At 59.5% G+C, this 12,524-nt stretch carries 11 protein-coding genes; 7 read left to right on the forward strand and 4 right to left on the reverse strand.

Going from position 1 to position 12,524, the window contains the following annotated elements:
* The first annotated feature begins 147 nt into the window (after positions 1 to 147).
* From HKD21_RS11285 to HKD21_RS11305, 5 genes are all read left to right on the forward strand, one after another.
* Complete coding sequence (locus HKD21_RS11285) at positions 148 to 1,095, forward strand: alpha/beta hydrolase (protein ID WP_194255804.1); 948 nt, start codon at positions 148 to 150, stop codon at positions 1,093 to 1,095.
* A 47-nt stretch (positions 1,096 to 1,142) separates the two neighbouring features.
* A complete protein-coding gene (locus tag HKD21_RS11290; protein WP_194255805.1) occupies positions 1,143 to 1,301 on the forward strand; it encodes a hypothetical protein in 159 nt (52 codons plus the stop codon).
* A complete protein-coding gene (locus HKD21_RS11295; protein WP_194255806.1) occupies positions 1,298 to 2,209 on the forward strand; it encodes a DnaJ C-terminal domain-containing protein in 912 nt (303 codons plus the stop codon). The genes HKD21_RS11290 and HKD21_RS11295 overlap by 4 nt, the downstream gene beginning before the upstream one ends.
* A gap of 190 nt (positions 2,210 to 2,399) precedes the next feature.
* Positions 2,400 to 3,887, forward strand: coding sequence for a peptide MFS transporter (locus HKD21_RS11300; RefSeq protein WP_194255807.1), 1,488 nt, complete (start codon positions 2,400 to 2,402; stop codon positions 3,885 to 3,887).
* Positions 3,888 to 4,104: 217 nt separating this feature from the next.
* Positions 4,105 to 5,661 (forward strand): carbohydrate porin, encoded by a 1,557-nt coding sequence (locus HKD21_RS11305; RefSeq protein ID WP_194255854.1) that lies wholly within the window; start codon positions 4,105 to 4,107, stop codon positions 5,659 to 5,661.
* A gap of 87 nt (positions 5,662 to 5,748) precedes the next feature.
* Here the strand turns inward: HKD21_RS11305 and HKD21_RS11310 are convergent, their stop codons facing one another.
* Positions 5,749 to 7,986 carry a TonB-dependent receptor gene (locus tag HKD21_RS11310; RefSeq protein WP_194255808.1) on the reverse strand — a complete coding sequence of 746 codons (2,238 nt, stop codon included), beginning with the start codon at positions 7,984 to 7,986 and terminating at the stop codon, positions 5,749 to 5,751.
* 207 nt (positions 7,987 to 8,193) lie between these two features.
* On the opposite strand from HKD21_RS11310, the gene HKD21_RS11315 reads away from it, so the two are divergent.
* Positions 8,194 to 8,823, forward strand: a complete 630-nt coding sequence (locus HKD21_RS11315) for a POTRA domain-containing protein (protein WP_194255809.1) — start codon at positions 8,194 to 8,196, stop codon at positions 8,821 to 8,823.
* Positions 8,824 to 8,848: 25 nt separating this feature from the next.
* On the opposite strand, the gene HKD21_RS11320 is transcribed toward HKD21_RS11315, so the two are convergent.
* The 3 genes from HKD21_RS11320 to HKD21_RS11330 are packed head-to-tail and all read right to left on the reverse strand — an operon-like array spanning position 8,849 to position 11,431.
* A complete protein-coding gene (locus HKD21_RS11320) occupies positions 8,849 to 9,436 on the reverse strand; it encodes a DUF1643 domain-containing protein (RefSeq protein WP_194255810.1) in 588 nt (195 codons plus the stop codon).
* A complete protein-coding gene (locus tag HKD21_RS11325; RefSeq protein ID WP_194255811.1) occupies positions 9,433 to 9,981 on the reverse strand; it encodes a peroxiredoxin in 549 nt (182 codons plus the stop codon). The genes HKD21_RS11320 and HKD21_RS11325 overlap by 4 nt, the downstream gene beginning before the upstream one ends.
* A gap of 55 nt (positions 9,982 to 10,036) precedes the next feature.
* Positions 10,037 to 11,431 carry a transglycosylase SLT domain-containing protein gene (locus HKD21_RS11330; RefSeq protein WP_194255812.1) on the reverse strand — a complete coding sequence of 465 codons (1,395 nt, stop codon included), beginning with the start codon at positions 11,429 to 11,431 and terminating at the stop codon, positions 10,037 to 10,039.
* A 223-nt stretch (positions 11,432 to 11,654) separates the two neighbouring features.
* Between HKD21_RS11330 and HKD21_RS11335 the strand changes: the two genes are divergently transcribed.
* Entirely contained in the window at positions 11,655 to 12,524 is an 870-nt protein-coding gene (locus HKD21_RS11335) for an ABC transporter permease (protein WP_194255813.1), read from the forward strand.

Here is a 12,524-nt window from a genome sequence, read left to right on the forward strand (position 1 = left end):
TGTCGCTCTCTACATCGCCCTCGGCGCCGGATGGCAGGGAAAAGCCCTCACCGACACAAGACTCCCCGTCGAAGTCAAACAGCAAAACGCCTTCGTCAGAGCCTTCACTCGTTAAAGCAGCAAAGACGCCTGAGCAGGAGACGCAGAATGAAGTCGAAGATATTTCGTTTCCTCCTTCTCCTCTCAGGCGTCTGCGGTTTGGCGTCGCATGCATTGGCGGCTGAGAGCAACCCCATCACGGCCCCCGGCCCTCTGGGAGTGCTGGCCGGGACGTTCGTGAATGCAGGTTCTGGTACGCCTGTTGTGCTGATGATCCCCGGCTCCGGGCCGACGGACCGTGACGGAAATTCGGCTCTGGGGCAGAAGCCTGCGACGCTTCGACAGATTGCGGATGGTCTTGCCACTCACGGGATTTCTTCCGTCCGGATCGACAAGCGCGGGATGTTCGGCAGCAAACAGGCCGTGGCCGACGGTAATAACGTCACGATCGCGGAGTACGCGAGCGACGTGCGAAGCTGGATTACGCTCATCCGGGCCAAAACTGGTGCGAGGTGCGTCTGGGTGTTGGGGCATAGCGAAGGCGGCCTCGTTGCTCTTGCCAGCGCTCAGGGACAGGCGGATATCTGCGGACTGATCCTTCTGTCCACTCCGGGACGACCGCTTGGCGAAGTCCTGCGGGCGCAGCTTCATGCCATTCCGTCGGCCAAAACGGTTCTGCCGCAGATGGATGCTGCGATTGATGCGCTCGAAGCTGGACGCTATGTGGATGTCCAGACGCTACATCCGGGGTTGCGGGGTGTCTTTCATCCGCGGGTGCAGGATTTCATGATCGATCTTTTCCATCATGATCCAGCCTTGTTGCTCAAGGCATATCACGGGCCGGTCTTGATCGTTCAGGGCGGTGCCGATCGGCAAATCTGCGCTACTGATGATGTACCGCTTCTCAAGGCTGCTGATCCTGAGGCGACGGTTGTTCTGTTGCCGTCGGCGATTCATTCGCTGGCGGATTTGGATACGGTTCCTGCCACTGATGGGTCGCTTCCGCTGGATGGTGCTGTCGTGCCTGATATTGCAGAGTTTGTTCTGAAACATTGACCAGAAGCGGCAGTGGTCACACATCTGGAAATAACGGAGGATCAGAGATGGCAGACGACGGATATCCCGCAGAAGATTATCTGCGACCAAGACTGCAAGACCTGATCTCAGACGGTGTGCGGGCTGGCTTCCCGCAGGATGAAGTTATTGCGGTCCTAATTTCCCTGCTGGATGAGGGACCTGAAGAAGACGGGGAAATGAGATGAGCGACCCATATTCGGTACTGGGCGTTTCGAAAACGGCGACGGACAAGGACATTCGCAGCGCGTATCGGAAGCTGGCCAAGCAGTACCATCCGGACCACAACCCGGACGACAAGAAAGCCGAAGAGCGCTTCAAAGCGATCGGGCAGGCGTACAATATTGTTGGCGACAAGGAAAAGCGCGCGCGGTTCGACCGTGGGGAGATTGATGGCGAGGGGCAGGAGCGTGGGCCTTTCGGTGGTGGCGGTGGATATGGTCCGGGCGGGCCACGTCCGGGCGGACAGGGTTTTCAGGGCGGATTCAATCAGGAAGATCTCGGCTCCTTCTTTTCGGACATGTTCAGCGGCGGATTCAGCGGCGATTTCCAGCCTGGTGGTTCGGGCGGGCGTCGTGCTTCCAAGGGGTCAGACCGCCGTTTTGCGGTGACGATTTCGTTTCAGCAGGCTGTTCTGGGAACGTCGCTTGACCTGACGCTCGGCGAGGGAGGACATACGGAGGTCCGCATCCCGCCGGGGGTGGAAGACGGGCAGACCCTGCGTGTGCGCGGCAAGGGCGCGCCGGGACGGCCGGGTATGGATGGTCAGCCGGGCGTCGCGGGAGATGCGCTTCTGACGATTTCCGTCACGCCTGACAGCCGGTATGTCCGTGAGGGGCGGAACCTGCGGATGACGCAGAATTTGGACCTGAAAACGGCCGTTCTGGGCGGTAAGATTGCCGTTTCGACCCCGAAGGGTGACGTTTCGGTCAAGATCCCGAAGCACTCCGATAGCGGCAAGGTCCTGCGTCTGTCCGGACGCGGGATCGGAAGCGATAAAAAGCATCCGGCCGGTGATCTGCTGGTGACGTTGCAGGTCCATATCGGTACTGTCTCCCCCGAGCTGGAGGCCTTCTTCAGCCAGCAGGAGAGCTGAAGAGATGGGGATGGTGCGTCGTGTCCGGTCGAGACTGCCGGAATGGCCGTGGAGTGATATTATCGGCGGGATTGTTGCGCTGATCTTCGCGGTGGTTCTGGGGCTCATCAGTACGCACGCACTGATCCTCGCCGGGGAGTGGCATTTGCCTTAAGGTGCCGCCCGTCTTCTGGTTTCTGACGGGTTCTGCATGACTGCTTCTTCTCTTCCTTCCGCCCCTGGGATGCGCCGGAAGGCGTTTACCGTTGTTCTGGCCATCGAACTGTGGGAGCGGTTCGGATATTACGGCATGCAGGCCGTTCTTACGCTGTTCATGGTCGTGCATCTCCAGATGGGGGATGCCGCGGCCAACCTCATGATGGGTGCCTTCGGGGCCCTGACCTACATCATGCCGCTTGTTGGTGGCGTGATTGGAGACCGCGTGCTGGGTGCGCGGCGAACCGTCGTCATGGGGGCTCTTCTGCTGACATGTGGCTATGCCGTTCTGGCCGGAGCGCTGCAGTCCCACACTTTGCTCCTGGTCGCGATGGCTCTGATTTGCACGGGAAACGGGCTGTTTAAGCCTAATGCCGGAAATCTGGTCCGCCGGATATACAAGGGCGATGATGCCGCACTCGATGCGGCATTTACGCTCTATTACATGTCCGTCAATGTCGGTTCGACAGTCTCCATGCTGCTGACGCCCTGGTTGCAGATCCGTTATGGGGCGCCTTCTGCGTTTGCCGCATGTGCGGTTGGGCTTGGGATTGGGCTGCTGTATTATGTGCTGCGGTCCAACTGGCTTGATTCCACCACACCTGCTGCCGAAAAACAGCCTGTGCCGCTGCGCAGGTTTGGGCTGGTCGGGGTTGGCCTCGTCCTCATGACCGTTTTCAACGCATGGATTCTGGGCAGTGACACGCTGGCCCGGCTTTGCGTGATTGCAGCGGGAGCGACCCTCGCCGGCATCTGGACGGCATTGTATGTGCGGGCGCCGAAGATCGAGCGTCCGGGACTGCGGCTGACCTATATGCTGTGTCTACAGGGGACGATCTATCTCGTTTTCTATCAGCAGATGATGACGTCCCTGACGCTCTTTGCCCTTCGTGGTGTTTCGGGAGACTACCGCATTGGCAGCGTGACGCTGTTTCATATGTCGGCAGGGCAGTTTCAGGTGCTCAACTCCCTCTGGATCATGGCTCTCAGTCCCGTACTGGCCTTTCTCTACAACCGGATGGGACAACAGCAGAAACAGACTTCTCATGCCCGCAAGATGATTCTTGGCTATGCCATGGTCGCCGTGGGGTTTGGCGTGTGGTGGGCAGCGGCGGCCCATACAGATGGTCTGGTTTCCCCTTGGGTGATGGTGGTGGGATATGGCTTTCTGTCTTTGGCTGAGCTGCTGACGATTGGGCTGGGGCTGGCAGTCGTTGCCTGTTACTCCCCCGCCCGTTTGAGTGGCTTTATGATGGGAGCGCTTTATTTGCTGTGGGGCATTGCCATGTATGTGGGCAGTCTCGTCGCCAATCAGGCTGCGCTGTCTCCTGAAGTGATCGCCGGAGGTGGTGGGGCTTCGCTCTATGCCGGACTTTTTCGGACATTGTGTGAAATCGCTGCTGCGGTGGTCGTGTTACTGCTTTGTCTTGAACCCCTGACGCGGCGCTGGGACCGGGAACACGCAACTGTGATCGGGAGATAACGTGCCGAAACTGTAGCGTTAAACTTTTTGTAATCATGGAGAAATCCCCAGATTAAAAAATGACGTCAGCCGTCGTGAGCGTGTCCTGAAGGACATATTACGAAAACTGACGTCTTCCATGCTCTATTCTGGACCGTTTTCGGACTGTATGACATCTCCCGGCCGCATGATCGGGTTCTGGCGGCTGTCATGGTGTCACAGGGAGACGGTTGGAAAGATGGGGAAGCTCGGACAGGATTGGACGAAAACGCTGTGGACGGCCTGCGCCATGACAGCGCTGCTTTCCGGCTTTACGAACGCCGCATATGCCCAGACGACGCCCGCCGGTGTGGTGGACGGTCATCAGAAGGCGGCGGCCAGAACCAGTACGGCGACCATGGGCACGCCGCAGATCCGCACGAAATCCATTTCCCCGGTGCCACAGCTCGTCAAGCCGACACCCAAAGGCGTTGAGCCTGCAGCCACCACGTCCGATACAACCGAGAACCGTTTCTTTCCGGCGTCTTTTCACGACTGGCTGACCCAGAGCACCATGACGGGCGACTGGGGCGGTTGGCGGACATGGCTGACGGACAAGGGCATCAATATCGGGGGACACTATCTTGAGGACAGTGCCGGGAACCCGATGGGTGGCAAGACCAAGGCTGTGCGTTATGCGGATGAATTCGGCATCAATGTCGATTTCAACCTCAAAAAGCTCACGGGCCTGAATCTCGGCATGTTCCATACGCTGATCACGGCGCGTCAGGGACTGGGCATTGGCGCGACGCTTCCGGCGCTGGACAGCCCGCAGCAGATTTTCGGTTCGGGCGAGACGGTGCGTCTGACGCGTCTGTCCTGGGAAATGCCCTGGAACCGTTATGTGTCGACCGAAGTTGGTGAAATCAACACTGAGAACGATTTCGAGCAGTCGTCCATTTACTGGGGCATGAGCCAGTACTGCCAGTTCGAATCCAATGCGATCTGCGGTATGCCGCAGTCCATTGCGATGAACTCGGGCTATGGCTGGTATCCGACGGCGCATCCGGGCGCCTGGGTGAAGTTCTATCCGGCGGGCAATGACCATTATCTGGTGCAGTTCGGCGCGTATTCGATCGACCCGACGATCTCGAACACGCATAACGGCTGGAAGCTGAACCTTCACGACGCGATCGGAACCTATATTCCGTTCCAGCTCGGCTGGCATCAGGGCGGGAAGGACGATTACAGCGGTCCGCTCCAGACCAATGTCAAGATCGGCGGGTACTGGGACACGTCCGAAGTCAGCGATGTCTATTCCAAGCTCAGCATGTTCTCCGTTCCGGCAGAGTATCTGCTGTCTGCGCCGACCCAGAAGGTGCGTGGACGCTTCGGCGGCTGGTTCCAGTTTGACCGGATGCTGGAGCGCGATGCGGCCGATCCGAACCGTGGCACAACACTGTTCACGTCCTTCACATGGGGCGATCCGCGCACGTCCGTCGCGCCGTATTTCATTACTTGGGGTGTGACCCGCAAGGGCACGTTCCGTAACCGCCCGAACGATACGATCAGCCTTGGCATGAAGATGCTCTGGGTCAATCCGAAGCTCACGATCTGGGCACGCCAGATGCAGTCCTCGGGTGCACAGGGCATCAACAAGCCCTCCGGCGAACATGCGATCGAACTGAACTATGGCTGGCGTCCGACGCCCTGGCTCGTGATTCGGCCGGGTGCGCAGTATATCTGGAGCACGGGCGGCACGAACCGCTACAAGAACCCGCTGCTTCTGGATTTCGAAACGGGCATCACGTTCTGATCGCTCCCGATCAGGATGTCTGACATGAAAAACGCGCCGCTCCCGTATGGGAGGGCGCGTTTTTCGTTTCCAGCACTGTGGGACGGATTACAGATCCGTCGTGAAGGAGAACTTGAACGTGCGGGGCATGCCCTGCATCAGATAGCCGTTGAAAGCCGAGGACCAGTAACGCGTGTTGGCCAGGTTATCGACGCCGAAGCGGAGGGTGACTGGTGTATGATGCGTCACGAACGTATAGCGCCCTGCCAGATCGAAGCGCGTCCACACCGGGATGTGAAGCGTGTTGGCAGTGTTGACCCACTGCTTGCCGGTATTGACCACGCGTCCGACGACCGTAGCGCCCTTGAGGAACGGCAGGTCGTATTCGAGATTGCCGTTGATGGTGTAGTTCGGCACGCCGATAGCAGTATTACCGTCCTGAAGACCGTTTGCCGTATGCCGCAGATCGGCCTGAATGACGGTGCCGCCACCATTGAAGCGCAGGCCGGGCAGGATCTCGCCATTCAGCGTCAGTTCGATGCCCCGGTTCCGCTGTAATCCGTCTTCACGGAAGGCGAACTGGCCCGTATTGCCGAGTGCTACGGAATAGGCGTTGGGCTGTGAAATCTCATAGACGGCGAGCGCGGCGCTGAAGCGGCCCGTGTCGTATTTCGCGCCCACTTCATACTGTGTGGATTTGTAAGGCGGGAAAATTTCGCCCAGATTCACGACATTTCCCGAAGCTGTCGGCCCCTTTGACAGACCCTCGATCCGGTTGAAATACAGAGACGTCCGGCGCGTCGGATGAATGACCAGACCTACGACCGGGGTGATGGCGTCCTGATCGTAATGGTTGTTCATCGCGCCCTGACCGGTCTTGCTGTAGGCGTAACCTTTGATGAGCATGTTCTGGTACCGGAAGCCGCCTGTCAGGGCGACACGGTCGTGGAAGAAGGACATCGTGTCCGAGAAGAACAGGCTGTACAGGCGCGTGCGGTTGGTGGATTGCGGGTCATCAAGAACACCGCCGACGGTAGTTTCCGGCGGGGCAGCGAACTGCGGCGTGTTGTAGATGTTGGTCGCACCCGGTGTCCCTGCCATGGCGTAGGCGGCGGCGCTGTCTTCCCACAGTCCTGAACCGCCGGCATTGATTTCATGGCGGATGAAGCCGGTGCGGAAATGGGCGCGAACGCCCGCGCGCGTGCTTTCATTGGTCTGGTTGTAAGGCACATACATCGCGCCCGCCGTCCCTGCGCCGGTGTTAGGGTCTGTGACGGTCGGGTTGGAATAATTGCCCTTTTCATTGCTGGTGAGGGCACCAAACGCGCCATAGAGCGTGATGTTTTTCGTCAGGTCATGCTCGGCGTTCAGCATGCCGAAAACATAGTTCAGGTCATTATACGCCCAGCGCTGCCCGAAGTTATGTGATGGCGCGACAGGGCGGGGGACGGATGTGACGGCGCTGCCAAGGAAGATCGCCGGTCGTCCCCCGTCCACGCCTTGGTTCTCATAGTCGATATCCATTGTAACGCGGGTGCGGTTGTCGCGGTCGTGCCAGTCGAAATCAGCGCCCAGGGTCGTGGAATGGCGGTATTCGTCCGTGACGGCGTCTTGGCCGCTCTTGCCTGCGACATTCAGTCGAACGCCGAAATCCTTGTCCTGTCCGAAGCGCCGACCGACGTCGATGCTACCGCCGCCCATGGCGCTGCTGGTGTAATCGCCGGTGAGGCGGGTGAGGGGAGCATTCGTTGCGTGCTTGAACAGCAGGTTGATATTGCCGCCAATGGCAGAGCCGCTGGGCGCTGCCCCGTTGAGGAACGCGCTGGCGCCGTTGAGAACCTGTACCTGATCGTAGAGTTCGGGTGAGACGAGCTGCCGGGGCGTGATGCCATAAAGCCCGTTGATCGAAACGTCATCACCGTTCACGGCAAAGCCGCGGATGACGAACATTTCCGAGAAATTGCCGTAGCCGTATGTTGTGCGGACGGTCGGATCGTTTTCCAGCACCTCGCCGAGCGTCTGGGACTGCTGGTTCAGGATCAGGCTGGAATTGTAGCTGCGGATGTTGAACGGAACATCCAGCCCCTTTTTGTTGCCCAAGGCTCCGAGCTGTCCGCCGCTGCTGACCTGCATCTGGTCCCGGCGTCTGGCCCGGACAACGATTTCCTCGTCCTGACTGATCTGCTGCGCTTCGATTGGAGGCTTTGCAGGAGCCGTGGCTGTTGCGTCCGCGACGGTGGAGACAGGGGCTGCGAAAACGGGAAAAGCTGTTCCTGCCAGCAGCAGACAGAACAGACGCGCAACCTGGAGCGGGTTTGAGAAAGGTATGGAAAGCGATGCGCGCACGGAAACCTCGAAGCGAGAAGCGGTTGGAGGCGTTATTGCGATAATGAGATTTATTCGCAACTAAATTGTTGTCACCAGACGTGCTCGGATACGAAAAAGCAGGCTGGGATCAGGATTTTCCCGGCGTGATATCCGGCGGTGATTTGCCAAAGCCGGGAACTCCTGTAGCGTAAAAGTCAGAGTTTTTTTCATGACAGGAATTGCCTGATGTCCCTTCGCCCCCTGCTCGTCCGGAGTGTTCTGAGCGTCTCGCTGGCTGTTGCGTCCTTCGCCGGAACGGCTGCCACGGAGTATGCTTTTGCTGCGGTTCCGGCTCCGGATGTCCCGCTTAAGCTGATGAGTGTTGCCATTCAGGGGAACAGCCGCGTTCCGACCGCAGATATTCTTCAGGCGTTCGGATATCATGCGGGAGACAAGGTTACGCGCAACGATCTGGATGCGTCCCAGAAGCGTATCGGCGAGCTTTATTCATCCCGGCATGTCGGGACCAGTCTGGAGGAGCGTCTGCGGATTTCCGGTAATGGCGTGGCCGTCAAGGTCATTCTTGAGGAACAGGCCGCCAGTGCCCCGGCGCAGCCTACTGCTCTGGTTTTGGATCGGGTCGAGTTTCAGGGGAACAAGAAAGTTTCGACAGCTGATCTGGAAGCAGCGACGAAGCTTCGTGCAGGCGGGCCTGTTTCAAATGAGCTGATGTCCGCAGACCAGCAGGCTATTCAGGCGTTGTACAAGAGCAAGAATGTTGGGGGAGCTTTTCAGGCGCAGGCTACCTACCCGAACCATGACCAACATGTCGTGCTGGTGTGGATTATCAATGAACATGACAAGGCTGCGAACTGACGCAGCCTGACCGCGCAAACGCCGTTCAGCCCAGCGTATCCGGGTCGAGCGGCTCTGGCATGAGAATGGAAGGCAGATAAAGCGGATGTTCAGGACGTCCGCTCTTGCTCAGTCGCAGGGCTGTGACCCTGATGCCGTTTTGTCTCAGCAACCGTGCAACCTCGGTGCCCCGCGCGCGCAGGCCCTTGGCCTGCGGAGACCCGTAAGCCAGTACGACCAGATCGGCCTGTCGGGCCATCTCCAGCAGATGGGCATTGTTGTCCGGCCCGACTGGGTCATCCACCTCAAGCAGGCGTTTCTGGTCTGTGCACCGGTAAGCAAAGCTGTTGCCGACGAACATGCCGCCATAGCCCCATGCCCGGGCATAGCGCTGGCATTTGGCGACCGTGCGGTCATCGCCAAATTCCGTTGCGACGGACGGGTTCATCATCAGCCACATGACCATGGGGCGTTTGTCATCCCAGACGCGGCGCAGAGCGTAGCGGTAGCAGTCTTTCGGGCCACCATAGATTGCGGTGCTGGTGACATCCGCAGACAGTTTCAGAGGGCCTGAATCGCCCACATGATGGTGGCCGAACAGATCGGAAGGCGCTGAAGTGGAACGTGCGCTCACGGGGTCTGCTTCAGGGCCTTTACCGCGGCAAGCGCGCGCGAGACATGCTCGTCGGGAGACATCGAGGCATAGCTCATGACGATATGACCGTCTGGTGCGATGACATAGGAGGTTCGGCTCGCCATGTGTAGCAGGGGCATTTTGGCGGCGTAGTTGCGGGTAATCTTGCCTGTCGGATCGGCAGCGACAGCGAAAGCGCTACGGCATTCGCTAACCGAAAACCGGTTCAGCTTGTCGATCGGGTCCATGGAGACGCCGATGACGGTTGCACCCTGCGCCTTGAAGTCGGGAATGGCGTCCGCGAATTCATGGGCTTCAATCGTGCAACCTTTGGTGAAAGCTGCCGGATAGAAATACAGGACCACCGGGCCAGTTTTGAGGGCCTCGGCCAGATGATAGGTGAACTCGTGCCCTCCGAGGCTCGCAGGGGCCGAGAAATCCGGAGCATGGCTGCCGGTTTCGAGAGCGGCGTGAGCCGGAGTGATCGTCAGGGCGCCGGAGAGGGCGACAGCACAGAAAGCGGTCGTTGCAAGAAAGCGGCGCATCGGGGTTTTGTATTCCTGTCAGAAAAGCGGGCCAACATGCAGCCCGGCAAACGGATCAATAGGCGCCGGGCGGAACCACGACGCAGGGAGAACCGTGCGACAGACGGCGGCAGGCTGCAACCGCATTTTCATGTGTCAGCCCCGTCAAACGGGCGCGATAGAGATGGGCGTGGCCACTTTTGACACTCTCTACCTGAGATTTGGCGGACGCCACCACGACACCACCTTTGCTGTGAGCCGTCGAGGTGGCGAGGCTTGCCTGTCGGGCATTGGCGAAAGCGCCGACCTGAATGGCCCAGTTCCCGGCCGCTTTTCCCGTTATCGCTGGGCTCCGGGCCGGAGCGGATGCGGCAGGAAGCGCCATGCGATACTGGGGACGACTGGCTGGCATGACGGCCATGATCGGCTGGGGCTGAAGATGATGTCCGATCGGGATTTCCTGTGCCGTCACGCGGTTGTCAGCCACATCGTCTGCGGGCACAGAGGCCTGACGCACGAGAGGGTGAGCGGGTGCTGGAGCATAACCGCGGGCGGCCCAGGCGGCGCTGATGCTTGTCGGCGCTTCAGACCCCGCAGCGGAAGCGACCTGAACCGGAGTTTCGGCGGGCGATGCTGCACTCTGTGGCGTCGCATCCGGTGTGTCGGAGTCCGTATCGTCAGACGCCGTTTCGGCGGGTTTCCGGTGGCTCCATGCCGCGCTGACCGCCTGCTGTTCGGAGGGCGGTGTTGTCGGCGCTATATCTGCAGACTGGGTGTTCTGTGCCAGCATGACCTGCGCGTTAGGGTCGTGCTGTGCGACCAGAAGATCGGCGGCGGAGCGGTTATGGGGCGCAATACCGGCAATATGGGGGCCGATCGCGGCGACATACCGGCGTGTCTCACGCGGCAGGGCACGGCCGCGACGGAGATAGCGGTCAAGGCTGCCCGGACCGTCATTATACGCTGCGAGAAAGCCGGGAGAGCCATAGATGTCATACATCTGGCGCAGATAGGCTGTGCCTGCGAGAATGTTGTCATGCGGATCGAAAGGATCTTCGCCAAGCCCGTATTGCTGGCGCATATCGTCATAGGTCGGGGGCATGAGCTGCAGGAGGCCCATTGCACCGGGAACCGACGTGATGAAATTACCGTTATGATCGAAAAGATGACCGCCGGATTCCTGCTGCATTACGGCCCGGATCCACGCATCAGGCACGTCAAAGCGGTCTGAGGCTTCGCGGATATAGGGGCCCCACGGGTCACCGGGAGGGCCGGGAGGAGCGTAATAGGATTTCGCATGGGCACGGTAATTGGCCGCTTCCTGCGAGACCGGCATCTCCGAAGATGATCCCATATCGGCATTGTTGCCAGCGCAGGCCGCCAACAGCCCGACCAGACCGAATGCAGCTCCTGCACGGATGAGAGACAGGGTGCGGACGGGCGTCCGGGGCGGAAAGACGGGTCTGGGCATCGGGTCTGGGCACCTGAGGAAAACTGGTCTCATTGCGCCAAGCATACACGGGGATTGCGGCGAAACTAGGAAAAAGGGCTCTGGCGGGCAGATTTTCTGACGCAGGATTGTGCGTCGGACAGAGTGTAGCGGCAATTCATTTCCCGAATATGAACTTCCCGGAACATGAACATCACTGTAGCGTCTTCTTGCCGGGACATAGGGGATCGGGTAGGCGGACAGTATGAGTGTACCTTCTCCAGTTTCCGATGCTGCACGGAACGAAGCGCCGCGCAGACAGGCCCGTCGTGACACTCCTCGTAGCAGTCCTGCTGCGCGGGCCTGGGCGGACTGGAGGGAGACGCGACGTCTGTGGAAGCTGGGCGTGCGGCTCGGCTGGCTCGACATCCGGCTTCGGTATCGAGGGTCCGCGCTGGGACCTTTCTGGCTCACGATTACTTCCGCGCTGATGGTCGCCTCGATGGGCGTTCTTTACAGTCGGCTGTTCCATATGCAGCTTGCGACCTACCTGCCGTTTCTATCGCTGTCGCTCACCTTGTGGAGTGTGGGGCTTTCAAGCCTGATCCAGGAATCCTGCACCTGTTTTCTGGAAGCGGAAGCCATGGTGCGCTCCGTCCAGTTGCCGCTTCTGCTCTATGCGCTGCGGGTGGTGGTCCGGAACGCGATCGTGTTTGCCCATAATATTGTAGTGCCGCTTGCCGTATTCGCCATTTATCATGTCTGGCCGGGAGTGAATGCCGTTCTGGCGCTTCCGGCACTTCTGCTCTGGGCGCTGGACGGCTTTGCCGCCTGCATGGTGTTCGGCTCGCTCTGCGCGCGTTTCAGGGATGTTGCACCCATCGTCGGGGCGCTGTTGCAGATCGTGTTTTACGTAACGCCGGTCATCTGGATGCCGCAGCAGCTCGGAGCAAAAGTATCCTATCTGCTGTACAATCCCTTCTATCCGTTGCTGGAAATCGTGCGGGAGCCCCTGCTCGGGCATGTGCCGTCCTTGCAGATTTGGGGCATTGCGCTGGCGATCAGTGCTGTGTTCTGGCTGATTGCAGTGCGCGCATTCATCCGGACGCGGGCGCGTCTGGTCTTCTGGATCTGA

It is taken from the genome of Gluconobacter cerevisiae (assembly GCF_015244675.1).
Classification (GTDB): domain Bacteria; phylum Pseudomonadota; class Alphaproteobacteria; order Acetobacterales; family Acetobacteraceae; genus Gluconobacter; species Gluconobacter cerevisiae.

What these genes read in the sequence shown, in the direction of transcription:
- HKD21_RS11285 (WP_194255804.1), top strand. Translation starts at nt 148, where the DNA reads ATGAAGTCGAAGATATTTCGTTTCCTCCTTCTCCTCTCAGGCGTCTGC.
- HKD21_RS11290 (WP_194255805.1), top strand. Translation starts at nt 1,143, where the DNA reads ATGGCAGACGACGGATATCCCGCAGAAGATTATCTGCGACCAAGACTG.
- HKD21_RS11295 (WP_194255806.1), top strand. Translation starts at nt 1,298, where the DNA reads ATGAGCGACCCATATTCGGTACTGGGCGTTTCGAAAACGGCGACGGAC.
- HKD21_RS11300 (WP_194255807.1), top strand. Translation starts at nt 2,400, where the DNA reads ATGACTGCTTCTTCTCTTCCTTCCGCCCCTGGGATGCGCCGGAAGGCG.
- HKD21_RS11305 (WP_194255854.1), top strand. Translation starts at nt 4,105, where the DNA reads ATGGGGAAGCTCGGACAGGATTGGACGAAAACGCTGTGGACGGCCTGC.
- HKD21_RS11315 (WP_194255809.1), top strand. Translation starts at nt 8,194, where the DNA reads ATGTCCCTTCGCCCCCTGCTCGTCCGGAGTGTTCTGAGCGTCTCGCTG.
- HKD21_RS11325 (WP_194255811.1), bottom strand. Translation starts at nt 9,981, where the DNA reads ATGCGCCGCTTTCTTGCAACGACCGCTTTCTGTGCTGTCGCCCTCTCC.
- HKD21_RS11330 (WP_194255812.1), bottom strand. Translation starts at nt 11,431, where the DNA reads ATGCCCAGACCCGTCTTTCCGCCCCGGACGCCCGTCCGCACCCTGTCT.
- HKD21_RS11335 (WP_194255813.1), top strand. Translation starts at nt 11,655, where the DNA reads ATGAGTGTACCTTCTCCAGTTTCCGATGCTGCACGGAACGAAGCGCCG.